This is a genomic window from Natrarchaeobius halalkaliphilus (assembly GCF_003841485.1).
GTDB classification, from domain to species: domain Archaea; phylum Halobacteriota; class Halobacteria; order Halobacteriales; family Natrialbaceae; genus Natrarchaeobius; species Natrarchaeobius halalkaliphilus.
In genome coordinates this window covers 519,002-543,715 of record NZ_REFY01000004.1, presented here as the reverse complement: position 1 = coordinate 543,715, position 24,714 = coordinate 519,002, and the positions used below count along the sequence as shown (strand labels likewise).

Below are 24,714 nucleotides of genomic sequence, written 5' to 3'. Positions count from 1 at the left end.
GCGTGAGATACCATGAGTGACAGGAAATACGAACGAGAGTACGCGGACCTCGGAGCAACGACTCGAAGCGCCATGGACATCGCCCAGACGAGCATGGATATCGTCCGGCAGTTCGTCCCCGATGAGACGCTGGCCGACCGAATCCGACAGAAGTCGGTCCACTCGATGGGCGACATCGAGTTCCAGCATCTGATCTCGTTCACCGGGTGCGACCGGCAGGGAGACGACGACGATGCGCCGGTCCGCGCCGGCGCGCGGGCCGTCCTCGCGGAGGCACCCATCGTCACGGATATCACGATGTCGAAGGCCGGGATCACGAGTCGTGGCCACGGCTGTCGAAAGCGTACGGCGATCGGTAACGGAAGCGAGCTCGCAGAGGAGACGGGGATGACCCGGACCGCGGCGTCGGTTCTCGAACTCGACAAGCGGGGCGTCTACGACGGGGCGATCGCAACGATCGGCAACGCGCCGACGGCGGCCTTCGCCCTCGCGGACTGTATCGAGAACGGGACTCGTCCCGAGGTCGTCGTCGCGACTCCCGTCGGTTTCGTCAAGGCCGAAGAGAGCCGCGAGCGAATCCGCGACGTCAGCGAGGCGTACGACGTGCCGGCGATCACCAACGTCGGTCGTCGCGGCGGGAGCGGGCTCGCCGCCGCGCTGACGAACGAACTGATCCACGTCGCCAGCGACGTCCGAACCGGCGAACTCGAGCTCGAGGAGGTGGACGAATGACCGACGACTACGATCTCGACAGCGGGCCGGATCCGGCGACGTTCGCGGCGGCCGCCCCGGAGCCGACCGTCGACGAAACGGCGGCCGATCCCGTGTACGTAGTCGGCGTCGGTCCCGGACACCCAGCGTATCGAACGCCACGCGGTGAGCGAGCGATCAGCGAGGCTGACGTCGTCGTCGGCTTCGAGACCGTCGTGGAGCTCGTCGAGGACGTGACGGACGCCGATCTGTTGACCTGTGGCTACAGGGACGAGGCCGAGGCGCTCGCAGCGTTCGGAGAGCGTGTCGCCGCCGGCGAACGCGGAACCGCGGTCGCGATGGGCGATCCCAACCACTCCGGCTACCAGTTCGTCGGAAAGATCCAGGCTGCCGTCGAGCGCGAGGCCGATCGACGGGGGACGGACCCGAAGCCGATCCGCGTGATTCCCGGCATCTCCTCGCTGCAGGTGGCCGCGAGTCGCGCCCGAACGCCGATGGAAGAGACCGAGTTCGTTACGCTGCACAAAAGCGGCGATCTCGATGCCGACATGGATCGACTCGTCGCTGCGGTCGACGATCGGAACCTGCTCGTGTTACCACGGCCGTACGATCGGATGCCCGGCGACATCGCGGCGTTCTTGCTCGATCGCGGGGCGGATCCCACCCTCGAGGCCCTCGTCCTCGAGAAGCTGACCCACGCCGACGAGGCGATCCACCGCTACAGCCTGGCGGAACTGTCCGAACACGCCGGTGGTGATGGCAGCGAGGACACGCCGTTTTCGGATCTGGTCGTACTCGCCGTTCGACAGCCGGTGTAGTTTCCGATTTCGGGAGCGACTCGCTCCGTTCACGAGCGCCTAAACAAGTGTAGTTGTCCTACGGAATGTCGAATTGAGCAATACTACTTGTTCTACACCAAACAAAATTGTTTTAGGGCAGGGCGCCGTTCTCGTGTCTGATGGCACCCATCGCGCTTCCACACGATGCGAAGGCCGGACCGACGAAGCCGGAGGTCCGCGCCGTCGTCCGATCGAAGCTCGCGCTCACGGACGAAGATCACTTCGCGGAGGTCGGTTCCTGTACGGGAGCCGTAACGATCGAAGCCGCACAGCAAGCGGGGCGGGTGACCGCTCTCGAGCGCAAGCCCGGACGCCTCGAGACGACCGAACGGAACCTCGCGGCGAACGAGGAGTCGATACGTGCCGACGTCGAACTCCGTAACGCGGAAGCGCCCGAGGGGCTGCCGGACGACGCCGACGCGCTTTTTCTGGGCGGGAGCCGGAACTTCGAGGCCGTACTCGACCACGCCGTCGAGACCGAGATCGACCGCGTGGTGATGAACGTCTCCCGGCTCGAGACCGCCGGGAGGGCGCTCGAGGCCTTTCGGGACCGGAACGTACTCGAAGAGGTCGTCCAGTTCCAGGTGAGTCACGGCTACGAACTGGCTGGGGCGACGAGTTTCGACTCGGACAATCCGGTCTACACGCTGGTCGGCAGTGCAACGCCGGAGGACGGGAGCGAGAACGGCGGTGAAACAGCCGTCGCTGACGGCGGTCAGGTCACCGACGGAACGACGGCGGGAGGGAAACGCCGATGACGCTGTACGGCGTCGGACTCGGTCCCGGCGAGGCCGATCTCGTCACCGTTCGCGGGAAGGAGGTGCTTCGGAACGCGGATACGGTCTACTCGCCCGGCCGCCTCTCGCGAACCGTCGCGATCGAACACGTCGACGAATCGAAAATCGGGAATCTGGACTTCCCGATGACGAAAGACGAGGAGAAGCTTCGTTCGGCCTGGAAAGAGGCGGCAGCGGCGATCGCACCGAACGCGCTCGACGGCGACGTCGCCTTCGTGACGCTCGGTGATCCCAACGTCTACTCGACCTTCGGTCACCTGCGCCGGACCGTCACCGCCTTTCACCCGGATGTCGATCTCGAGATCGTTCCGGGCGTCAGCGCGGTGACGGCGTTTGCGACCGCACTGGACGTCGAGATCGAAGCCGGCGCGGGACTCTCGTTGCGAGAGGCGGCAAACGGTGTAAGCCCCGCGGGTCCGGATCGGATGATCCTGTTCAAGGTCACCGACGCGCCCGCGACCCACGAGGGACTCGTCGAGGCCGGCTACGACGTGACCTACGGCAGGCGACTGTTCATGGAACAGGGCGAGACGGTCGTTACTGACGATCCGGATGCGATCGACGAACGCGACTACTACACGCTGGCGTACGCCGAGAGGAACGATCTCGCAGAGCAGGCGACGGCCGTCTTCGGACGGGAGACGGGCGACTCCCCCGAGTCGACGAGCGAGGACAGTGCACCGAGCGACACGTCGGCCGCTGACGGCGGAACGGCGGTCGAACTCGAGCGTGCGGAGGGATGTGAACACGGTGATTGCGGGGGGCATCGATGAGAGAGTCCAACGCGAACGAGCCGACAACCGGGACGGACGAGAGAGAGGACTCCGTCGGGTCGCGGTCCGCGACGGCGTTGCGTTCCGACGGCGGCCACCCGCAGGAGGCGATCGACGCCCAGGGAAGCCGCCGTGGCGAGACGCTCGACGCTCGAATCTTCGAACACAACGCCGGCGACGACCAGGAGGGGATTCCGTTCGTCGGTGCCGGACCGGGCGATCCGGGCCTGCTGACGGTTACGGGTTCGAAACTGCTCGAGGACGCCGACCTCGTGGTCCACGCTGGCTCGCTCGTCAACAGCGAACTGTTAGAGGAGTACTGCGATCACGCGGAACTCGTGAATTCGGTCGGCAAGGATCTCGAGACGTTGGTCCCGCTGATGCGGGACGCCTACGAGGACGGTCGGGCGGTCGTGCGCCTGCACAGCGGCGATCCCGCCATCTACGGGGCCGCACTCGAGCAGATGGACGCCCTCGAACACGAGGGTGTGCCGACGTACTTCGTCCCGGGCGTCACGTCGGCGTTCGCGGCCAGCGCTACGTTGCGAACGCAACTGACGCTCAACGAGGTCTCGAACCACGTCGCGTTCACCCGACCGCAGGGAAAGACGCTGACCGAGGCGGACGATCACGTCTCCGACTTCGTCGGGATGGGCGATGTGACGACCTGTCTCTACCTCGGAACACACGCGGTCAGCGAGACGATGGACAGGTTGCTCGACGACGGCCACGATCCCGAGACGCCCGTCGCGGTGATCTACCACGCTTCCTGGCCGGACGAGGACGTGATAGTCGGCACGATCGACACGATCGGGGCGCAAGTCGAGGAGGCGGGATACCGGGCGTCAGCCGTGGTCGTTATCGGCGATGCCGTGACCGCCAGGGGGTACGAACGGTCGTACCTGTACGGCGACTGGGCGAACCGGGGCGACTCGAGCGAGGCGAACGACGCGGAAACGCAAGCTGACGGAGACTGATCATGAGTACGGACGACGCAAACGACGATTCGAGGTCGGACGCGGACGGCGGTCACTGTTCGACGGCCGACAGCGACGGCGAAGTCGCAACGGAGATCGCAATCATCGCGTTCGAGCGAAAGAGAGGGACCGCCGAGGAGATCACGGCGGAGCTCGACGACCGCTACGAGACGATCGACATCATCGAGTACCACGGCGACGTTTTCGAAGAGCACTGGGGCGAGTACGACTGCTTCATCGGCCTGATGGCGAGCGGGATCGCGATGCGAAAGACCGCTCACCTGTTAGAGGACAAGTGGGAGGACCCCGCCATCTGCGTCGTCGACGAGGAACTGACCTGGGCGATTCCGATCACCGGCGGTCACCACGGTGCGAACCAGGTCGCACGGGACCTGGCAACGATGGGTGCCGTACCGGCGATGACCACCGCGAGCGAAGCCGCGGGAAAACAGGGCGTCGAATCGCGCGCAAAGGCGATGGACGCCCACGTTGTCAACGGCGACTCGACCGTGAAGACGAACCTCGCCGTACTGGACGATACCCTCGGCCCCGTCGCCCGACTGGACGGTCCTCGTGCGGTACTCGTGGGTAACGACGTCACCGTCCTCAAGCGCAACAGCGACGACGGATGCGTCATCGGTACCGGGAGCGTCTCCGGCGCGAGCACGGAGTCCTTCATCGCCGCGTGGGAAACGGCCCTCGATCGGACCGAGTACGATGTCGGCGCCGTCGAGTTCGTCGCCACCGCGACCCGGAAAGAAGACGAAGAGGGCCTGCTGGCGGCCGTCGAGGAACTCGATCTCGGCCTGGTCGTCTTCGACAGGGAGACCCTCCTCGAACACGAGGGGCCAACGCCGTCGAAGTCGAAGGAACTGATCGGTTGGCCCGGCGTCTCGGAAGCCTCGGCGATCGCCGGCAGCGCCGAGCGGGAACTCGTCCTCGAGAAGATCGGCTACGAAAACGAGGTTACGGTGGCGATCGGTCGATGAGTTCCGACGCGGACCCGGCCGGTGAGAACGCGAGCACGGACGCGACACCGGGCGGAACTCCTGATGACCACGGGACGCTCTCCGTCGTCGGCATCGGGCCTGGCCTGCCGACCCACATGACGAGGCGAGCAAAGGAGGTCATCGAGTCCGCCGAGGTCGTCATCGCCTCGAGTCTGTACCAGAAATTCCTCCGAGCGGACGGCACACTGGCACCGAAAGCGGAGACGGGCGAGGACGGTATCGCCGTCCGCGACGACGGCGTCGAACAGGAGATCGTTCGCTCGACGATGGGCCGACAGATCGAACTCGCCCGAGCGGCCTTCGACCACGTTCGGGAGGGGAAAGACGTTGCCCACGTGTCCGGCGGCGATCCGTCGGTCTACGGCAAGTCCGACCTGATATTCAAGATGGCCGCCGAGGAGAACGCGACGGACGTGCCGATCGAAATCGTTCCCGGCCTCACCGCAGCGCTTGGGGGCTCGGCAAACGTCGGTGCGCCGCTGTGTAACGACTTCTGTACGATCTCGCTCTCGGACAAGTGGCGCGGCTGGGACGAAATCGAAGAGAAGTTGCGCGCAGCGGCGATCTCGGGGTTCGTGATCGTCCTCTACAACTGCTGGCGAAACTACGAGCGGGCGGTCGACATCGTCCGCGAGGAGCGGACCGACGACGCGTTCGTGGCGATCGTCAACGACGCCGGCCGCGAGGCCGCCGGTCGAAACGGCGAGAGCCAGTTCATCACGACCCTCGGTGAGGCCGGCGAACACGACGACAAGGTGTCCGGAATGGGGACCTCGCTGATCGTCGGAAACCACGAGACAGAGACCTGGAGCAACGACGATCGAACGTACCTCGTCACCCCTCGAGGCGGGCGTGACGTCGACGACTTCTGAAACCAATGACTGACACCAACGCGGACGCCGACGACGAATCGACATCGAACTGCGGCGCATCGAGCGCATCCGGGTCGACCCGAGAGACCGTCGGCGCGACGATCGAGGAGTTCGACGCCGAACCCGGTCAGCTGACCGCGGTCGGACTCGGTCCCGGCCACCCGGAGGGAATGACCGAACGTGCACGGACCGCCCTGCTCGAGGCGGAACACATCGTCGGCTATACGACCTACATCGATCTCATCCCGACCGAGATCACCGAGGAGGCCGATGAGCTGTACGATACGCCGATGTGCGGCGAGGTCTCGCGGACCGAAGAAGCGATCGACCGCACGCTCGCTGGCAACGACGTGGTGATCGTCGGGAGCGGCGATCCAAACGTCTACGCGCTCGCCGGCCTGGCCCTCGAGATCATAGAGTCGAAAGGCGCGACGGCGTCGATGGTCGACTTCGAGGTCGTCCCCGGCGTACCGGCGGCACAGTCGTGCGGGGCTCGCCTGGGTGCCCCCCTCGTGAACGACACGGTTTCGATCTCGCTTTCGGATCACCTCGTTCCGATGCCGGAGATCGAGTCAAGACTCCACGCCGTCGCGAGTGAGTCGTTTACGATCACGGTCTACAATCCCTGGAGCCGCAAGCGCAGGGAGAACTTCGAGAAGTGCTGTGAGATCCTGTTGACCCACCGCGAGGAAGACACACCGATCGGCATCGTCCACGGCGCGGGTCGCGAGGACGAGCAGGTGATGATCACCGAACTCGGTGAACTCGAGGAACTGGGCGAGAGCGAGATCATCGATATGACGACGACGATCGTCGTCGGCAACGAGGACACCTACGTTTGGGACGATCGGATGGTCACGCCGCGTGGGTACGAGACGAAATACGACTACTGACCGGCCGTTCGAATCAGGAGTCAAACAATGCCACGATACGAAGTTACCATCGAGAAGGACGCCTGTGACGGAGTGTTCGCCTGCCTGACCCGCGATCCGCGATTCGTCGAGGACGAGGACGGCCTGGCGACGATCGATCCGGGAGCGGATCCCGTCTACGACTGTGAGGGTGAACTCACGGAGACCGCAGAGCGCGTCGTCGCGACGTTCGACGACGATCGAATCGACGAGGCCAGACGGGCCGCGACGGCCTGTCCGACCGACGCGATCGTCGTCGACGAGGTGGACGAATGAGCGGCGAGCAAGCGACGGCTACGGAGGGTGGCCAACCGTCGAGGATCCAGGTGCCGGCGGACCCGCTCGCGGGTCACCCCGCGACGGCGTACTTCTGGGGCCACGTCGCCGGCAGCGGCGACGTTGCGGCCGATCGCCTCGCGGTCGTCACCACCGACGAGGCGTCGGCACGGGTGCTCGCCGCGGTCGCCGGCGGCGACGTCGAACGCGACGGGACGCGTCGAGAGTACGCCCACGATCGATCGATCACTCGGTCCGAAGACGAGTACACGCTCTCGATCACTCCCGGCGATTCCGCCGGCCTCCTCGGCCGAAACAGCGTGCTCGGGCTACCAGTCGACGGTCGAGGCAACTACCGGTTCGACGCCTTCGCCGGTCACGATCGGGAGCTCCTCCGGGGGCTGTTCGAGGGCTGCGGAACGATCTGTTTCAAGTCCTCGAGTGGGACGGTCGGCGTCTCGTTCGTCCACGACGATCCCGCCCTGCTCGAGTTCGGGCGAGCACTGATCGTCGAGTGTCCGGTAGCCGCTCCGACCGGAGACCTCTCGGAGACCGCGTCGGGCGGCTACTGGTTCGGCGTCGACGACAGTCGTGCGCCGGCGTTCGGACGCTGGCTCTATGAGGACTGCGAGGAGACCGGCCTGTTCGCTCCGAGCCGCCGTCGAAAGCTCGAGCGGAGTCTCTCTCAGGCCGACGCTTACGACGAGACGTAGCGATCGGAACCGAGCCGATCGATGCGATCCGACGAACCGCCACCCGATCACGAATCACGTCAACAGCCACGATCGACACTGAGCACACGATGACCACATCCCACGACACGTCGCCCACGACCGCCTTCGACGACGAGGCGATCCTCCTGATCGGCCACGGCTCCCGTCGAGCGAAGTCGAACGAACAGGTGCGGAAACTGGCGGCCGACCTCGAGACGCGACTGGAGATCCCGGTCGACGCCGCCTTTCTCGAACTCGCGGAGCCGGCGATCGACGAGGCCGTCTCCGAACTGGCGATGGTCACGAGTGAACTCACCGTCGTCCACTGTTCTCTGTTCGCCGCGAGCCACGTCAAAAACGACGTTCCGCTGGCGATCGAGCAGGCTCGTGCGACTCACGATCTGGCGATCAACAACGGCTCGCACCTGGGTATTCACCCGGCGATCATCGACCTGCTCGACGATCGGGCCGGAGCCGTCGAGCGAGAGCTGGGAGTCCGTCGCGATCGAGACGACGTCGCCGTCGTCGTCTGCAGCCGCGGCTCGAGCGATCCGGACGCGAACGGCGACGTTCACAAACTCTCGCGGCTGCTGTACGAGGGACGCGAGTTCGACCGGGTGGAAGCCTCTTTCATCGGGGTCACGGAGCCGACGCTCGAGGAGACGCTCCACGGGCTGTCGAAGCACCGACCGGACGCGATCGTCGTCCTGCCGTACATGCTCGGGGATGGCGTGTTGACACGGCGCGTTCGCGACTGGACCGCGGAGTTCGACGACGACTACCCCTACGTCGACGCTCTGGCCGGCGAGGCGCTCGGTACCGACTCCCGATTGCTCGACGTCTTCGCCGATCGGTGGCAGGAGGCACGAACGGGCAGCGTCGAGATGTCCTGTGACACCTGCAAGTACAAGGTTGACCTCGCGGGCTACGAAGAGGACGTCGGCGGTGCAAGGGCCATGCTGCGAGCGCTCACACACCAGGAATCACACGCCGACCGCACCGATCTCGACGACGAACCGCACGATCACGACGCGCCGAAGAACCACGTCGCCGTCTGTACGAACCGAACCTGTGCCGAGATGGGGTCACCGAGAGTTCTCGAGCGCCTTCGTCAGCAGGCTCGCGATTCCGACCACTGCGACGCGCGCATTACGCGCTCGTCCTGTCTCGGTCGCTGCGGCGACGGCCCCGTGATCGCGGTCTACCCGGACGGCGTCTGGTACGGCGACGTCGGGACGACCGACGCAAAGCGAATCGTAACCGATCACCTGGACCGGGGCCGAATCGTGAGCGAACTCGTCGATCAGACGCTGTGACATCGAACGACACTGAACGAATACGATACACATGAGCTGTCACGAAATCGAAGCGCTACGACTCGGACTGATGACCGTCCTCGGCGTCGGGGACGAGAGCACTCGCGAACACGCGGAGAAAGAACTCGAGGGCCACCTCGAGGGGCCGATCGAGGGGCTTGCAAACGCCGAAACCCTCTCGGAGATCCAGCGCCACCTCGATGCGGCGCTGGTCGATCTGGAGGAGGAAGTCGCGACGATGAACGACGACGATCCGGAGTTCGATTACACGCGCGGTCGACTGCTCGAAGTTCGCAACGGCGAGCGAGCGATCCAACGGCTTGTCACCCACGGCGAGAGCATCGTCGACGGGCTCGGAACGGCTCACGACACGCTCCACGAAACGTTTCCGGTAGAGGAGTGACCGTGCCCACGGACACACACGACGCTCGACGGTACTCCCTTGGCGAGATCGAGAGCGCTCGGAGCCGTCACATGTGGACGCGTTCGACCGTCCACGCCACCGCCGACCGGATCGCCGTGGGGGAGTGGGACGGGACCGTAACGACGCTCGATCCGAACTCCCTCGAGCCCCGGTGGTCGGTCGACCATCCGGACCACGCGGTCGGAATCGAGACGCTCGAGCCCACGGGTACGGTCGTCGTCGCCGGCCGCGGCGAAACCGGATCGATCGTGGCCTACGACGCTGAGACGGGAGAGAAACGGTGGCAATACGATACCGTCGAGGACGTCGGCAGGGCGATCGACGACACGATATTTTCCCAGCCGTACGTGGTCGCGATCGAAACCGACGACGGCGGCGACGACGTCGGCTGTTACGCGGCGGCTCGCCGGTACGAGCGCGACGGCGAGACGCGTCAGTGGCACAGCACCGTCTTCGCGTTCGACTCGGACGGAACCGTCCGATGGCGGTACGAAACCGACGGATCGTCGATATCGATCGATCTCGATGACACCGGCGAACGACTGGCAGTCGGCTACAACCGCTGTCCGGGCGGCCACGATCACGGCCTGGTCGTCCTCGAGACGGCGACCGGCGATCCCGAGTGGGCGTGGGATCCAGGTACGCCCGGCGACCGCCGAGTCGGTGACGTTTCTTTCGACGGCGACTCGATCGCCGCCGCGAGCCACGGGGACAAGCGCGGCTACCTGCTCGGACCGGGCGGGACAGAGCAATGGCGCGTGGACCTCGCGGTCGAAACCGAACTCGACGGAGAGACGCTATATGCGTATCCGAACCACGTGTACGCAAGCGACGGCCGCGTGGCGTTCGTCACCGGCAACACCTATGCGACGGAGAGCCGAGAGACCGAAAACCGTCACCCGAACGAACACCGCCTCATGACGTTCGACGCCGGTGGCGACCGTCTGTGGGACGCCGAGATTCGCGGATTCGCCCACGGTATCGACGCCGACGACGGAACGATCGTCGCCCCCTGCGCCCAGAACTTCCGAGTGCGCGACCCCGAGACACACGCCGTCCGCTGGTTCGATCTCGGAACCGGTGTCGGCGGCATCCAGCGACTAGAGGGTATCGCGACGGCGGCGGCCATCGACGGCAGAACGATCGCGACGATAGAAGAACCCGTCGAATACCACGATGAAACGTGTGTCCGCGGTGACTATGCGCTTCAGCTCACGCCGTTGACCGATCTTCCCGAACCGACTCCAACCCGGTAATGTCCGTCGGAACCGCGGCTGGTTCGCGTGTTCCCTCGAGAATACCGTTGATCTCCCCTTCCGGGTTCTCTGGACGGGGATACTCGAACCGAACTATCGACGACAATCCCCCACACGACCGCGTCGTTCAGCTCCGGTGTATCCGCGACCGTCCGAAGATTATGCCGATAAATCGGTGCTGGAGGCCGTCTCATACGGACTGCTGTACGTCATTTCCGGAGCGACCGGGCACCGTCCCGCGGTCGCTCCGGCAAACAGGTACGGCAATCCGTATCAGTCGTCGGGATAACTCGAGGCAGTGCCGACGTGGGTCCCCTTGTAGTAGAGTTTGACCGTCGCTTTGCCGTCGGGTGCCTTGACCCAGAAGGTTTCGGCGGTGGCGAGGGTATCCCGGACCGTTATCTTCCCCTTTTTGCCGGTCTCGCGGACCTTGTAGGTGAACGTTAGATCCTTGTCCTTCCCGTGGTGCAGGTAGAACTCGGCTTTGTGCTTGGCGGGCTTTGCACCCTCGAAATTGAACGCCACGTAGTTGCTGATATCGTGGCCGCGCTTTTCTTTCCCGTCTTTCTTACCTTTCCCGTCCTTTCTATCTTTACGACGTCCTTTTTCTTTCTTCTTTTCTTTTCGACGGTCTCTTTTGCCTTTTTTACCCTTCTTTTCGCTGTCGTATCCCTTTTTGTCGTTCTTGTCTGTGGCACTGGCTGAGTTGACACCGAGGATGGAGCCGCCGATGAGTGCACTACTCGCTGCGATACCTTTGAGGCTCGTTCGCCGTGAAATTCGATTTTTGTCTGTCATAGCGATCCCCCCAACGCGAACGGTGTCACCGTCCGGATGGCGAGTACCAATCGCTCCACCAGATGTACGTTTTGTTATCAGTGAACTACCCGATTTAACGAAACTACTACGCGATGGACTATCCTCGAGCGACAACACTGATCGAAGGTGAAGTACAGACGCTGATTCCGAAGCTCCTCCTCTGAGAATAAAATCGCCGTCTACTCACGGTATACGGTGCCTCCTGCACCGTCGGAGGTTCTCCGAATCGAGTAGGGCCGCACTCGAGGAGTGCGATCGGTCATCGGTCACCGTCTCTCTAGGTGTACCACTTACCGCGGTCGAAGGCCCGAATTACGCGATCCGAGCGCTCGGTATCGACTGACTATCTGGACGAAACTCGGCGGGCGACGCTGGTGGGATGGAGTATCCGGTATCTATCCCATCGTAACGAGGGTGTACGGCGACGATCTCCGCGACGTCGGATGACTTTCGCCTCTCTACACAGTTTTTATTCTCACATCTCGAATGGAAATATAGTTATATATGTCCGGTCCATGAAGTGCCTGCATATGTTCGGTACCAGTGGAATTCGAGGGACGGTCGGCTCCGAGGTCACCGCGGACCGTGCGCTCTCGGTCGGTCGTGCGCTCGCCTCCGACGGCTACGACCGTCTGGTCGTTGGACGCGACGCTCGAGAGAGCGGTCGATTCCTGACGGATGCACTCACCGCCGGGATCAGAGAATGCGGCGGCGACGTCATCAATATCGGCGTGGCGTCGACGCCGACCGTCGCCCGGAGCGTCGCGCCCCTCGAGGCCGATGCCGGCGTCGTGATCACGGCGTCGCACAACCCGCCGGAAGACAACGGAATTAAACTCTGGCAGCCCTCGGGACAGGCGTTCGACGAGGAGCGACGAAACGCGATCAGCGAGCGCGTCCGCGAGGAACGAGTGTCGCTCGTACCCTGGAACGAGATCGGTGAGCGGACCCGACACGACGCAGAACGGGCACGCCGTCGACATCGGGCGGCGATCCGCGAAAGCGTCACCGCCGCCGGTCTCGAGGAGCTCTCCGTGATCGTCGACGTCGGGAACGGGACGGGCGGGATCACCGCTGACGTGCTGTACGAGCTGGGGTGTTCGGTTCGGACGCTCAACGGTCAGCCGGACGGCCGGTTTCCCGCGCGTCCGAGCGAACCGAACGAGGAGACGCTCGAAACGCTCGAACGAACCGTCGGGGCGACGGATGCGGACCTGGGAATCGCCCACGACGGGGACGCAGACCGAATGGTTGCGGTCGACGAGCGGGGGGAGTTCGTTCCGAAGGACGTACTGCTCGCACTGCTGGCTCGCGAAACGGCAAGCGACGGGGACCGGGTCGCAGCGCCGTTGAATACGAGCCTCGCACTCGACGACGCACTCGAGACGGTCGGTGCATCCGTCACGCGGACGCCGGTCGGTGACGTCTACGTGGCCGAGCGAGCCACCGAGGCGGACGTGGTGTTCGGCGGCGAACCGAGCGGAGCCTGGATCTGGCCCAACGAAACGCTCTGTCCGGATGGACCGCTTGCCGCCTGCAAGCTGGCGTCGCTGGTCGCTCGCCGCGGATCGCTCGGCGAACTCGCGACCGCACTCGAGACGTATCCGATCAGACGCGACTCGGTCCGTGTCGACGATCGAGAGGTGGTGATGGCCGCCGTCGAGGCCGCCGTTCGAGAGCGAGGCGAAGCGTTCGACGCGATGGACGGCGTTCGTATCGATCGCGACGACGGCTGGATGTTGATCCGACCGAGCGGAACCGAACCCCTCGTCAGGATGACCGCCGAATCACGCGATCCCGCTCGCGCGGACGCACTCTTCGAGGAAGCCAAGGAGATCGTTCTCGAGTCGACCCGATAGCAAATCCTTCTCCGATACCGGGTATAATACCAAACTCAAGGATACTAGTATGTACAAATTTAAGTAGTGATAAAAACTCATAGGTACTACCATGGAGTCGCTCTCTGCAGTCGTACTTGCAGCCGGTGAAGGACGCCGACTTCGCCCGTTGACTCGGAGTCGACCGAAACCGATGCTCCCCGCCGCGACGACGCCGGTCCTCGAGCGCGTCCTCGACGAACTGATCGATGCCGGGGTGACGGATATCACGGTCGTCGTCGGATACCAGCGCGAGCGTGTACAGTCTCACTTCGGGCCAACGTACCGTAACGTTCCCCTTACCTACGTACACCAGCGGAGTCAACTCGGCACGGGAGACGCACTCCTGTCGATCCGCGGGGTCGTCGACGGCTCGATGCTCGTCATCAACGGCGACCAGATCGTTGACCGCCGAATCATAGCCGACGTCGTTTCGGCCCACGAGCGAAGCGATTCCGTCGCCACGCTCGGGCTGTTACAGCGAAGTGAGGTCAGCACCTACGGTGGCGTTCTCGTGGATCGGGCTACCGACGAGGAGACGCCGACAGCACCCGTCGTCGAACTCGTCGAGCGACCACGCGACGACCGCGAATACCGACTGAACGCGGGCGTGTACGGTCTCGAGCCCGAAATTTTCGAGGCGATTTCCGAGACAACGCCTCGAACCGGTGAACACTCGTTGATCGACGCGATCTCCTATCTACTCGAGACGGGAAGCGACGGTGTTCCCCCGGTTCGGGGCATCGAGTCGGGAGGGCTCTGGGTCGATGCGACCTATCCGTGGGACGTCCTCGAGGTCGCGATCGAACTGCTCGATCGGGGTCGCGGTGACCGAACCACCAACGGACGAGAACGGCGAACGATCAGCCCGTCGTCGTCCATCCACGGGACGGCGATCGTTCGCGGACCGGTCGTCGTCGACGACAACTGCGAGATCGGACCGGGCGCGATCGTCGGCCCCTATGCCTGCCTCGGTGAGAACGTCACCGTCGAATCAGGAGCAGTCGTCGAACGCAGCGTCCTCGACACCGATACGCGTGTCCGAACTAACGCGACAGTCCTCGAGTGTGTGACCGGTCAGGCCGTCGAGATCGGTGCCGGGACGACCATCCCCGGCGGACCCGGAGACGTTCGCGTCGGTGACCGGATCTTCGAGGAAGCCGCCCTCGGCGCGCTGCTCGCTGATCGCGTTCGCGATGACGGCGGTGTGACGTACACGCCCGGATCGATCGTTGGACCGAACGCGACCGTCCGCGCCGGCACAACCGTTCGCGGGTCCGTCGCGGAGGGAACGGAGGTCCGGTCCTGATGTGCGGGATTATCGGCTACGTCAGCGGGGGGACAGTGGAGACGGACGTCATCGATGTCCTGATGGACGGTCTTTCCGGACTCGAGTACCGTGGCTATGACTCCGCCGGCGTCGCCGTGGCCAACTCGACGATTTCGGTACAAAAGCGCGAGGGAGACATCTCGGCGCTCGAGGCCGCACTCTCGGACAGGACCGTCGGCGGTGCGGCGGGAATCGGGCACACGCGCTGGAGTACGCACGGCCCGCCGTCCGACGGTAATGCACACCCCCACACCGACGAGGACGACCGCGTCGCCGTTGTCCACAACGGGATCATCGAGAACTACCGGTCGCTCCGTGACGAACTCGAAGCGAACGGGTACGTCTTCGAAAGCGATACCGACACCGAGGTCGTCCCTCACCTGATCGCGGATGCGCTCGATGCCGGGGCCGGAGTCGAGGAGGCGTTCCGTCGGGCGGTCGATCGCCTCGACGGAAGCTATGCGATCGCGGCGGTTTACTCCGGCAGTGAGACGGTGTACGCCGCCAGACAGTCCTCACCGCTCGTCCTCGGAGTCGGTGACGACGGCCACTTTCTCGCGAGCGACGTCCCCGCGTTCATCGAGTATACGGACCGGGTGATCTACCTCGACGACGGCGAGTTTGCGACGATCGACTCGACCAACATCGTCGTCACCGAACGCGACGGGACCGTCGTCGACACGTCGATCGAGACGATCGAGTGGGATGCCGAAGACGCTGGCAAGAGCGGCTACGATCATTACATGCTCAAAGAGATCCACGAGCAACCGACGGCGGTCCGCCAGTGTCTCCACGAGCGCGTCACCGAACTCGAGCGACGGATCGACGTCGAGGCGCTCGAGATGCTGTCGGTTCCCACTCAAGTCCAGTTCGTCGCCTGTGGCACTTCGTACCACGCGGCGCTGTATGGAGTGCGGTTACTTCGCGACCGCGGCGTTCCAGCAACGGCGTTTCTCGCGAGTGAGTACGACGCCGGCTCGACCCCCGTCGGCGACGAGACGCTCGTCGTCGGCGTGACACAGAGCGGCGAAACCGCGGATACGATGGGGGCGCTCCGGGGCGCAAACAGCGCTGGTGCGACGACGATCGCCGTGACGAACGTCGTCGGCAGTTCCGCGGCGAGGGAGTGTGATCACGTTATGTACGTTCGTGCTGGACCGGAGATCGGCGTTGCGGCGACCAAGACGTTCGTTTCCCAGCAGATCGCGCTGGTGTTGCTCGCAAGCGAACTCACGGGCGAGTACGACGACGACCTGGCCGCGGCGCTGCGCGATCTTCCCGGACAGCTCCAGACGGTACTCGACGATTCGTCGGCTCGCGAGATCGCAACGGAGTACAGAGGGGCCGACGCCTACTTCTTCATCGGGCGCGGCTACAACGCGCCGGTTTCGCTCGAGGGGGCCCTGAAGATGAAAGAGATCACGTACAAACACGCCGAGGGGTTCGCAGCCGGTGAGTTAAAACACGGCCCGCTGGCGCTCGTGACCGACCGAACACCGGTGTTTGCGCTCGTAACCGGCGGATCGAATCCGACGAAGACGATCGGCAACGTCAAAGAGGTCGAAACGCGCGGTGCGCCGATCGTCGCCGTGACCGACGGCAGCGCCGACGCCGGCCGACACGCCGATCACGTCCTCGAGATCCCCGCCACGCACCCGGCGATTGCACCGGTTCTCGGGAACGTCCAGTTACAGCTGGTCTCGTACTGGGTTGCGAACGAACTCGGCCGATCGATCGACAAGCCACGAAACCTCGCAAAGAGCGTGACTGTCGAGTGATCTCGGGAGGTGGCTCGCGCGGATGACCCTCAGCCGCCGGGATCAGTTCGTTCACTGGCAACTCGCCTGGATGCTCGCGACGGTACTCGCACTCTCGCTTTTCGGAGAGAGTTCTCTCGAGTTGTTCTTCATCTGTTCGCTGATCGGGCTGTTGGTCGTCACCGAACTGACCGCTCCGTTCAACGTGTCGCCGGCCTGGCGGATGCGGTTGCCGTGGCTTATTCTGTTCGGGTTCGTCGTCTTCGGGGCACTCGTCGTCAGGCGGATACTGCTGATCGTTCCTCCGGAGGTGCTGCCGGCGTGAAATCCGGTCCACACGGCCAGTCACCGGGCACGGATGGGGACGAATCCGATTCGTGGCCGGCCGCTGATCTCGCTCTCGAGATCGACTGGTCGCGGGTGCTGGTCTACGCGCTTGGAGCCGCCGTGGTCGCGACGCTCGCCGTCGGTGCTACGGCCTCGACGACGGCGTTCGGGCCGTTCAACTCGGAGTGGGACGGTGGGAGCGAGTTCCGCGAGCGTGTCGCTGACGACCCCGAAACAGACGGCGAGATCCTTCTCAAAACTACCGAGTACGAAGCGCTTTCGGATAGCGAGACGGTCGCCGTTGTCGTCGCACCAGAGGAGGCTTACGCTGACGCCGAGGCGGATCGCGTCCGCGGGTTCGTTGAGCGAGGCGGGACACTCGTCGTCTTCGATGGCGTCGACCACCACGGATCGGATCTCCTCGTGAACGTCGGTGCCCACGCGCGATTCACCGGCCAGCACCTCCGTGACGAGTATCGGTACGACCGTGGGCCGATGATGCCCATCGCCACGCCCGCAACGAATCACACCCTGACCGACGGCGTCGACCGATTGACCCTCAATCACGCGACTGCCGTCGATCCAGACCCGTCCAGTGACTCGGATCGAGCGAGCCGGAACGTAACCGTCCTGTTCGAGACCAGCGAGTTCGCTCGGCTCGAGGAGTCGCGGATGGACCGTGCATCCGAGACGCGAGCGGTGGCCGAACGGAACGACGAGTCTGGGCCTGGCCCGGTTTCTTCCGTCGGATCGTACCCCGTTGCGACCGTCGAACCTGTGGGTGATGGCCGCGTCGTGGTCGTCGGTGACCCAAGCATCACGATCAACGCGATGATCGACCGGCCGGACAACGACGACTTCCTCTCGAACCTCCACACCGGTACAGATCGGGTCGCTCTCGACGTTTCTCACGGAGAGAGTTTGCCCCCGCTCTCGAGTGCCCTCGTCACGCTTCGTCAGTCGCCATCGTTGCAAGCGTTCGTCGGTATCCTTGCCGTCGTCGCCGTCGGACTCTCGAGCGATCGCCGCGTTCGTCTGGCGTTCGAACGCCTGCGGCTTCGGCTGAGAGGACTCATCGAGCGAATCGTCTGGAACGGCGTATCCGGATCACGGGGTGCCCATGGACAGGGAGTAGCATCGAATGAACGGACTGCACGCGATCATCAACCGAGTAATACAGACGAATGAACGAAACGAACGCACCGCGATCCGATCGAACCGAGACTGAACAACGAGCAACGCCGAAACGTGTTTCCGAGACCCTCTCCGAAGAAATCGGGCGCGTTCTCGTCGGAAACGAGTGGATCGTCGAACGGCTCACGATCGCCCTGTTGACCCGCGGCCACGTCCTTCTGGAAGGCGTCCCCGGAATCGCCAAGACGACGATCGCGAACCTCTTTGCGCGGACGACGGGTCTCGAGTACAGCCGAATCCAGATGACGCCGGACGTTCTTCCAGCGGACGTCACCGGAACGGCCATCTACCGCGAAAACCGAGGCGAGTTCGACGTTCATCGGGGGCCCATCTTCGCGAACGTGGTGGTTGCCGACGAGATCAACCGCGCGACGCCGAAGACGCAGTCGGCGCTACTCGAGGCGATGGCCGAACGCCAGGTCACGATCGAGGACGATACCTGTCCGTTGCCGACGCCGTTCCTCGTCGTCGCGACGCAGAACCCGATCGAGATGGAGGGTGTCTTCGAACTGCCCGAAGCCCAGCGCGACCGGTTCCTGTTCAAACTCGAGGTTCCGCTGCCCGACCGTTCGACCGAACGCACGCTGGTGGATCGGTTCGATTCGCTTCCCACTCTCGGCCCGGAAATGGCCGATCCAGTCGTCACGACGAACGAGATTTTGCTGGCGCGTGAGCACGTCCGTGACGTCCACGTCGCACCGTCGGTCAAGGAGTACGTCCTCGATCTGGTTCGAGCGACGCGCACGCACCCGAACGCGACTCATGGTGGATCGCCCCGTGCGACGCTCGCGTTCGTCGACGCGGCGAAAGCCTCCGCCGCCATCGCCGGCCGGGGCTACGTTATTCCCGACGACGTCAAGCGGCTCGCGGAACCGGTACTCGCTCATCGGATCGTGTTGAGTACCGATGCTGATATCGGTGGCGTCGAACCGGCGGCGGTCGTCGCGGACGTCGTCGATTCGATCGAGCCACCGGGCGCTGACGTGATCGACGCTGAATCCGACGCCACGACGGCCACCGACGAGGGTACGAGGAACGGTGAGAACGAGCCTCACTCGACGTCGTGAATCCGACCTACGCGCTCTCGTCGGTCGATGGTCCGTCTCCACCGCGGTCGTCCCCCCATCGGCAGGTCACGAGCCAGTCCGTTCGCTCGCCGGCGTCGGTCACCTCGAGTGAGACGGGCTGCTCGAGCCCGATTGCGAGCCCGGCTGCGAGAAACGAGGCGATCGGATGATCGAATCGGTCGACGTTCCCGAACGCGCTGTCGGTGATCGCGAACGTGACGCGCCTCGAGTCCACGTCCGGTTGGACGCTTCTCGCGAGTTCGAACCCTTCGACGAGAGCGTCGGACAGCTGTTCTGAAAGTCGCTCGGGATCGCTTTCGAGCTCCGTCGTTAGCCCGCGTTCGAACTCCGAAAACAGACGCCTTCCGGTCGGCTCGAGGACCAGTCCACGGGCGTCTTCGTCCGTGACGATCGGTCCGTCGTCCGATTCGGGGACGGCGTACTCTTGATATCGGGGGACGAACAACCGACAGCGTGGAACAGCGTGTTCGGCTGGTGGTTCCGACCGGTTCGGTTCCGGGACGTAGAGTCGCTCGTCTCCGAGACCCAGTGATCCGACCATCGCGCGGTGGTTGGACGCGAGCGCGCTGTAAATTCGTTCACCCACGTCGGCGGATACGACCGTTTCGGGTGCAAGCGTGTAGATCAACACCGCACCGAACAGCCCCGTCGCGCCGAGTGCGACGAGGATGCTCCGGACGTCGGAGAAGACGACCGCGCCGCCGACTGCGATGAGACCGATGGCGACGAGCCCGAGTGCTCGCGTTCGATGCTGGGTCCGTTTCAGGCGGACGTATTCGCGCCGAAGGCGGTCGTTCTCCGTTTCGAGGCGCTCGATTCGGCCGGCGAGTTCGATCCGATCCGAACCCGGAGAACGATCTTCGGTTTCGAGGCCCGATGCGTGGCTGTCGCTCGCTCGCTCGCTCGTGATCGATTCGTCGGTCAGATCGAAATCGTTCGTGCTCATGATCAGTGTTCGTGTTTACGTCCGGTCGGACTCGCGGTCAGAAGCCGTACGGAATCCGTTCGAGTCCCGATCCGTCGCGTCGGTCTCGCCGTTGTGATCCTCGAGCGTCGCTGTCAGGCCGAGCCTGAAGCGCTCGTACCGGTGGACGACGGACGAGACCGTGATCCCGAACACCAGCGTCGCGACGCCCGCGATCCACAGCGAATCGGGCGCGAAGGTGACCGCGAGCCATCCGACTCCGGCGAGTCCCGCGACGGTACCGGATACGGTACGTCCGAACCGAAGCGGCGTCGGAGTTCGATATCCCGCAGCGAGCACCAGAAGTCCATACGCCAGGACGGGGACCCGTACCGTCCCCAGCTCGGCCGTAGACCCGCCCGCGGTGACGGCTGTGAGTCCGACGAAGCCGGCTGCGAGTGCGTACGGAACGCCGAAAGCGTACCACAGCACCGCAGTACCGCCGCCGATCACGCCGCCGACAGGTCCGACGGCGAACCACAGTCCGCCGATACCGATGACGAGCGCTATCACCTCCGGAACCGACCGCACGGACGCGTTCTCGCGTCCGGTCGGTTCGGGTTCGAGACTCACGTTCGATCGCCTCGAGGGCCACCGGCGGAACAGACGCTTGCGAGTCGATCCGGGGGATCGATTTCCAGCGCGCTCACGTCGCTCATCTGCGCGAGATCACGGCGGACGCGTTCGAACTCGCGATAGCGCTCGACCGCGGACTCGCGTTCTAAGACGTCACCGTCTTCGGAGAGGACGCTGGATGCGAGAAAGACCAGCACCTCGGTACCGCGTTCGCGAGCGACCGACACGGTCTCCCGGAGTTCGCTGGGTCGCGAGGCATCCGTAAAGATCGCGATCCGCTGGCGTCGGTGTTTTGCTCTCCGGACTGCTCTTGCGCCGATCGAAAGAGACGTCGCTGCGATTCGGTCGGTTCCACTTGCCCGCGATTCGTAGAGCGGGGCAAGCGTCTCGACGAAGGGATCTTCGCGCGTCTGGGTCGTCGATCCGGTACTCACGAGGTCCGCGAGGCGCTGTCGTGCCTCGTCGCCAGTGAGCCGTCGGTTCGGTTGCGTTCCGACCGGCGTACCGTTCCCGTTTTCGTCCCCGTGTGTCGGCCCGGCTTCGATACCGCGTTCCGTGGCGACCTCGAGGTCGAGCAATCGTCGTCTGAGCGTCCGATACCCGGCTCCTTCGGTCGTCCGCTCTATGAGCGTGCTGATACCCTCGTCGTCGATACAGACGAGCCCGATCGGGTCGCCGCGGCTCACGGCGCGTTCGGCCAGCGAGAGTGCCACCTCGCGAACGTGGTCGAACTGTGTCGATCCGGCCGGTCCGGTGGCGAGCGTCGTTCGGTGGTCGACGATCAGCGTCGTCTGGTGATTCGTCTCCGTTTCGTACTCCCTGACGTGCGTCGTTCCGAGACGAGCCGTCGTTTTCCAGTCGATCGCACCGGCGGTGTCTCCGGGGACGTACTCACGGGGTTCCGCCGGCACCGCTCCCGATCCGAGTCGGCCACGCTCGTGTTCTCCGAGGGCCGTTCCGATCCGTTTGCCGCCGACTCCGATGTGGGTGTCATTGCCCTTCCGTGGCGTGACGGTTACCGTCACCGGATCGTCCACCGGAACGACCTCCCGAAACCGCTCGTCCATTGCAGTGACGGTCGGGTCGTCGAAGTCGTGCTCTCCCGAGATCGGCCATCCGATCGGACGCGAAATCGTCGCTTCCCGTGCGCCGGGCTCGAGCGTTACCGAGAGCGGCGTTGCCGATCGACTGTTGCCGGCGGACGCGACAGTCGGTACGCCCCCGTCTATCGTCAGCCGCAGTTCGGACGGCTGGTCGAGCGTTGCGGTGAGTTCGACCGAGACGGTGTCTCCGGCCTGAACTCCCGCCCGCTCGAGTCTCCGTGTGACTGACAGCGAATCGATCGTTCGCTCGAGTTCGGCCGCAAACGTAACCTGCCACGCGACGATCCACCCCCAGACTGCAATCGCACCGGCGAGTAACAGCGGCTCGTCGATGACGACCGCGAGAGCGACGAGGACGATGGAGAGCGCACCGCTCGACACGAGTGTGGGTCGTGGATACATGTGATCACTCCGTAGGCGGGGCCGACGTGCGGCCAACAGTGTACATGACTGAGTCATCGTTGGTTCGATTCAATAGCTTTTTGATTTTATAGAGAATAGATAAAATGTGAACACGGAGACGTCGGGACTAATACTGTGCGTCGTCGTTTCGGTCTGTCTCCTCGCGGGTGTCGGTCTCGCCGATCCGACAGCGGCGACATCGACGGGCACTCCCGAGGTGTCGTCCGACCGCCTCGTCCCCTCCTCGATCGCGCCGGCGGACTCGAGGTCGGGCGACGTAAACGGGACCACGTCAGAACCGGGGACCGAAACCGAGCCGCAACCGGACGCCCACGTCAACCCCGAGGAGTACGACGAGCCCGGCGACCGCGAGGAGATCCGAGCGTGGTTGGCGGAGTCCCTCTCGAACGAGTTGCGACAGTCCCTCGTTCACCTCGAGCGAGGGGAGTATGACGCCGCAACCGATCGCGTCGATGCCGAATATCGAGACCGCGCTGAGCAGTACGAAACGATCGTCGACGAGACCGGTGGCTCCGACCGTCACGAAGGGACGCTCGACGACTCGATGCCGCCATCCGACGCAGCGTTCGATCGAGCGGGAACGTCCCAGCGGGAGCTGATCGAGGCGGTCGAAACCTACGGCGAACTCGAGCGGGAGTACGAGCGATCGATCGACGCCGGTGACGAGGATGCGGCGCTCGAGTACGCACGCCAACTCGACGTTCTGGCGGCGAACGTCTCCGGGGCGAACGAGAGTTTGCACGTCCAGTTATCGGCTCTCGAAACCGTATCCGACGTCGATACCGAGGCGATGTCATCGCTCGCCGGAGCGATCGATCGGCAGATAGAACGCGATCAGGCCGACGTGAGATCGGATCAGTTCGTCCGGACGGCAGTGACGGCCGAGGCCGCCGACAATTCGGCTACTGTACTCGAACCGGTCGAGATAACCGGAACGGTCCACGTCGAAGACGGAAACGAGAGCGACGACACCGAATCTGGCACCGTCTCCTGGCCCGACGACGAGCCGATCAGAATCGACATCAACGGCGAGGAACACGTCGCCCGTGACCACGAAGACGGCAGATTCTCCGTCGACTACCGACCGGACCCGCTCGCACCGGCGGCCGACGAACTCGAGGTTCGGTACCGTCCGGCACCCGGCGTCGATCACCTCGGGAACGACACGACCGTGCCGGTCTCGGTCGAACCGATCGAGCCGTCGGTGGCCGAACTCGAGGTCGGCGACGAGGTCGCCTACGACGAATCGATCTCGGTCTCCGGCGAACTCCTCGCCGGGGACGTTCTCGTCGACGGCGCCCCAGTTATCGTCTCGATCGGTGGGACTGACCTCGAGACCATCGAGACGACCGACGGTCGCATAGATGGCGACGTCGAAATGCCCGCTTCAGTTCCGGACGGCGACCGCGAACTGACGCTCCGCGTTGACGTCGACGACCGTGCGATCGAATCGACGACCGACCACAGCCGAATCGTCGTCGCTGAGCGGGAGACGGTGCTTTCGATCAGGGCGACGCCGGACGACGACCCTCGTGTGGACGGCGTCCTGATGACTGCTGACGGAACGCCCGTGGCCGATCAGCCGATCGAACTGTCCGTCGGCGGCGAGACCGTCGTCGTAACGACCGCTCCCGACGGTCTGTTCTCCGAGACCGTCTCCACTTCACCGACCGACGAGGAGGTGACCGTCACCGCGACCTACCAGGGGGACGGCTCCAACCTGGCTTCGACAGCGGCGCGTACGACTGCCGGCGGGAACGCCGGTTCCATTTCGTTTCCCGTTTTCGACCGGCGAACGGCTCTGATCGGGTCGGTGGTCGCGCTCGCCCTCGGTGTCGTCTCCGTCGGCGCGTGGCGTCTTCGAGGACGCGTTCGTCGTTGCCGACCGGACCCGGGCTCCGTCCTCGAATCACGCTCACTGTCCGACTCTGACGGATCGTCAGTCGCCGACGGTGACGAACCTTCGTCGGGAGCCGTTTCCGACCGATCCGCGTCTCGTACTCGTTGTGTAGCCGACAGCTCCGGTTCGTTCGATGGTGATCCGGTGACCGAACTCCTCACGCGAGCTTCCGATCATCTCTCGGCCGGCCGACCGAACGACGCCGTCCAGTCGGCATACGTCGCGGTTCGACTGGAACTACAGCCGACTGTCGAGGACGGCCACACGCTCACCCACTGGGAGTTCCAGCGACGCTACACGGGCTCACAGACTGCCGATCTCGAGACCCTCACCGAAGGATACGAACGCGCAGCATTCGGCTACGAACCGTTCTCCGAGGAGACGGCTTCGGACCTACTCGTGGACGCCTACGCGCTGGTAACATTCGCTGACGAGGACGCTTCCGCCGATCTCGACGATATCGTCCTCGAAATCTGAGCAT

The 24,714-nt window shown here is 64.3% G+C and carries 24 protein-coding genes; 20 read left to right on the top strand and 4 right to left on the bottom strand.

Features of this window, described 5'->3' with window-relative positions:
* The first annotated feature begins 12 nt into the window (after positions 1 to 12).
* The 13 genes from EA462_RS12740 to EA462_RS12680 all read left to right on the top strand — a co-directional run bounded on the left by EA462_RS12740 (position 13) and on the right by EA462_RS12680 (position 10,875).
* Positions 13 to 732, top strand: coding sequence for a precorrin-8X methylmutase (locus EA462_RS12740; protein WP_124178946.1), 720 nt, complete (start codon positions 13 to 15; stop codon positions 730 to 732).
* The gene (locus EA462_RS12735; RefSeq protein ID WP_124178945.1) at positions 729 to 1,529 is read left to right on the top strand and encodes a cobalt-precorrin-7 (C(5))-methyltransferase; all 801 of its coding nucleotides are present in this window, start codon (positions 729 to 731) and stop codon (positions 1,527 to 1,529) included. The genes EA462_RS12740 and EA462_RS12735 overlap by 4 nt, the downstream gene beginning before the upstream one ends.
* 140 nt (positions 1,530 to 1,669) lie before the next feature.
* Positions 1,670 to 2,308, top strand: coding sequence for a precorrin-6Y C5,15-methyltransferase (decarboxylating) subunit CbiT (gene cbiT / locus EA462_RS12730; RefSeq protein WP_124178944.1), 639 nt, complete (start codon positions 1,670 to 1,672; stop codon positions 2,306 to 2,308).
* Positions 2,305 to 3,120, top strand: coding sequence for a cobalt-factor II C(20)-methyltransferase (locus EA462_RS12725; RefSeq protein WP_124178943.1), 816 nt, complete (start codon positions 2,305 to 2,307; stop codon positions 3,118 to 3,120). Before cbiT ends, EA462_RS12725 begins: the two co-directional genes overlap by 4 nt.
* Positions 3,117 to 4,097, top strand: a complete 981-nt coding sequence (locus tag EA462_RS12720; RefSeq protein ID WP_124178942.1) for an SAM-dependent methyltransferase — start codon at positions 3,117 to 3,119, stop codon at positions 4,095 to 4,097. The genes EA462_RS12725 and EA462_RS12720 overlap by 4 nt, the downstream gene beginning before the upstream one ends.
* A gap of 2 nt (positions 4,098 to 4,099) precedes the next feature.
* Positions 4,100 to 5,086 carry a cobalt-precorrin 5A hydrolase gene (gene cbiG, locus EA462_RS12715; protein ID WP_124178941.1) on the top strand — a complete coding sequence of 329 codons (987 nt, stop codon included), beginning with the start codon at positions 4,100 to 4,102 and terminating at the stop codon, positions 5,084 to 5,086.
* Positions 5,083 to 5,979: a precorrin-3B C(17)-methyltransferase gene (locus EA462_RS12710; RefSeq protein ID WP_124178940.1), complete on the top strand. Its 897-nt coding sequence runs from the start codon at positions 5,083 to 5,085 to the stop codon at positions 5,977 to 5,979. The genes cbiG and EA462_RS12710 overlap by 4 nt, the downstream gene beginning before the upstream one ends.
* A 5-nt stretch (positions 5,980 to 5,984) precedes the next feature.
* Entirely contained in the window at positions 5,985 to 6,872 is an 888-nt protein-coding gene (gene cobJ, locus EA462_RS12705) for a precorrin-3B C(17)-methyltransferase (RefSeq protein WP_124178939.1), read from the top strand.
* A gap of 27 nt (positions 6,873 to 6,899) precedes the next feature.
* Positions 6,900 to 7,166 carry a ferredoxin gene (locus tag EA462_RS12700; protein ID WP_124178938.1) on the top strand — a complete coding sequence of 89 codons (267 nt, stop codon included), beginning with the start codon at positions 6,900 to 6,902 and terminating at the stop codon, positions 7,164 to 7,166.
* Entirely contained in the window at positions 7,163 to 7,879 is a 717-nt protein-coding gene (locus EA462_RS12695; protein WP_124178937.1) for a cobalamin biosynthesis protein, read from the top strand. The genes EA462_RS12700 and EA462_RS12695 overlap by 4 nt, the downstream gene beginning before the upstream one ends.
* An 89-nt stretch (positions 7,880 to 7,968) precedes the next feature.
* Positions 7,969 to 9,195 carry a CbiX/SirB N-terminal domain-containing protein gene (locus EA462_RS12690; protein WP_124178936.1) on the top strand — a complete coding sequence of 409 codons (1,227 nt, stop codon included), beginning with the start codon at positions 7,969 to 7,971 and terminating at the stop codon, positions 9,193 to 9,195.
* 31 nt (positions 9,196 to 9,226) lie between these two features.
* Positions 9,227 to 9,598, top strand: a complete 372-nt coding sequence (locus EA462_RS12685; protein WP_124178935.1) for a DUF3209 family protein — start codon at positions 9,227 to 9,229, stop codon at positions 9,596 to 9,598.
* The gene (locus EA462_RS12680) at positions 9,595 to 10,875 is read left to right on the top strand and encodes an outer membrane protein assembly factor BamB family protein (RefSeq protein ID WP_394341821.1); all 1,281 of its coding nucleotides are present in this window, start codon (positions 9,595 to 9,597) and stop codon (positions 10,873 to 10,875) included. Before EA462_RS12685 ends, EA462_RS12680 begins: the two co-directional genes overlap by 4 nt.
* Positions 10,876 to 11,148: 273 nt before the next feature.
* Here the strand turns inward: EA462_RS12680 and EA462_RS12675 are convergent, their stop codons facing one another.
* The gene (locus EA462_RS12675; protein WP_124178934.1) at positions 11,149 to 11,673 is read right to left on the bottom strand and encodes a hypothetical protein; all 525 of its coding nucleotides are present in this window, start codon (positions 11,671 to 11,673) and stop codon (positions 11,149 to 11,151) included.
* Positions 11,674 to 12,224: 551 nt separating this feature from the next.
* Between EA462_RS12675 and glmM the strand changes: the two genes are divergently transcribed.
* The 6 genes from glmM (at position 12,225) to EA462_RS12650 (ending at position 19,246) form a co-directional block, all read left to right on the top strand.
* Positions 12,225 to 13,553: a phosphoglucosamine mutase gene (gene glmM / locus EA462_RS12670; protein ID WP_124178933.1), complete on the top strand. Its 1,329-nt coding sequence runs from the start codon at positions 12,225 to 12,227 to the stop codon at positions 13,551 to 13,553.
* Positions 13,554 to 13,644: 91 nt separating this feature from the next.
* Positions 13,645 to 14,880, top strand: coding sequence for a sugar phosphate nucleotidyltransferase (locus EA462_RS12665; RefSeq protein ID WP_124178932.1), 1,236 nt, complete (start codon positions 13,645 to 13,647; stop codon positions 14,878 to 14,880).
* The gene (gene glmS, locus EA462_RS12660) at positions 14,880 to 16,679 is read left to right on the top strand and encodes a glutamine--fructose-6-phosphate transaminase (isomerizing) (RefSeq protein ID WP_124178931.1); all 1,800 of its coding nucleotides are present in this window, start codon (positions 14,880 to 14,882) and stop codon (positions 16,677 to 16,679) included. Before EA462_RS12665 ends, glmS begins: the two co-directional genes overlap by 1 nt.
* A 22-nt stretch (positions 16,680 to 16,701) precedes the next feature.
* Positions 16,702 to 16,983 (top strand): hypothetical protein, encoded by a 282-nt coding sequence (locus EA462_RS17355; RefSeq protein ID WP_165872063.1) that lies wholly within the window; start codon positions 16,702 to 16,704, stop codon positions 16,981 to 16,983.
* Positions 16,980 to 18,173: a DUF4350 domain-containing protein gene (locus EA462_RS12655; RefSeq protein WP_165872062.1), complete on the top strand. Its 1,194-nt coding sequence runs from the start codon at positions 16,980 to 16,982 to the stop codon at positions 18,171 to 18,173. The genes EA462_RS17355 and EA462_RS12655 overlap by 4 nt, the downstream gene beginning before the upstream one ends.
* The gene (locus EA462_RS12650) at positions 18,170 to 19,246 is read left to right on the top strand and encodes an AAA family ATPase (protein ID WP_124178929.1); all 1,077 of its coding nucleotides are present in this window, start codon (positions 18,170 to 18,172) and stop codon (positions 19,244 to 19,246) included. The genes EA462_RS12655 and EA462_RS12650 overlap by 4 nt, the downstream gene beginning before the upstream one ends.
* A 7-nt stretch (positions 19,247 to 19,253) precedes the next feature.
* Here EA462_RS12650 and EA462_RS12645 read toward each other — a convergent pair whose 3' ends face one another.
* From EA462_RS12645 to EA462_RS12635, 3 genes are read right to left on the bottom strand one after another with little or no spacing between them, the layout of a single operon-like run.
* The gene (locus EA462_RS12645; RefSeq protein ID WP_124178928.1) at positions 19,254 to 20,213 is read right to left on the bottom strand and encodes a hypothetical protein; all 960 of its coding nucleotides are present in this window, start codon (positions 20,211 to 20,213) and stop codon (positions 19,254 to 19,256) included.
* 15 nt (positions 20,214 to 20,228) lie between these two features.
* A complete protein-coding gene (locus EA462_RS12640; protein WP_124178927.1) occupies positions 20,229 to 20,804 on the bottom strand; it encodes a hypothetical protein in 576 nt (191 codons plus the stop codon).
* Positions 20,801 to 22,312, bottom strand: a complete 1,512-nt coding sequence (locus tag EA462_RS12635; RefSeq protein ID WP_165872061.1) for a DUF58 domain-containing protein — start codon at positions 22,310 to 22,312, stop codon at positions 20,801 to 20,803. Before EA462_RS12635 ends, EA462_RS12640 begins: the two co-directional genes overlap by 4 nt.
* A gap of 106 nt (positions 22,313 to 22,418) precedes the next feature.
* Between EA462_RS12635 and EA462_RS12630 the strand changes: the two genes are divergently transcribed.
* Positions 22,419 to 24,710 (top strand): hypothetical protein, encoded by a 2,292-nt coding sequence (locus tag EA462_RS12630; protein WP_124178925.1) that lies wholly within the window; start codon positions 22,419 to 22,421, stop codon positions 24,708 to 24,710.
* Positions 24,711 to 24,714: the final 4 nt, after the last annotated feature.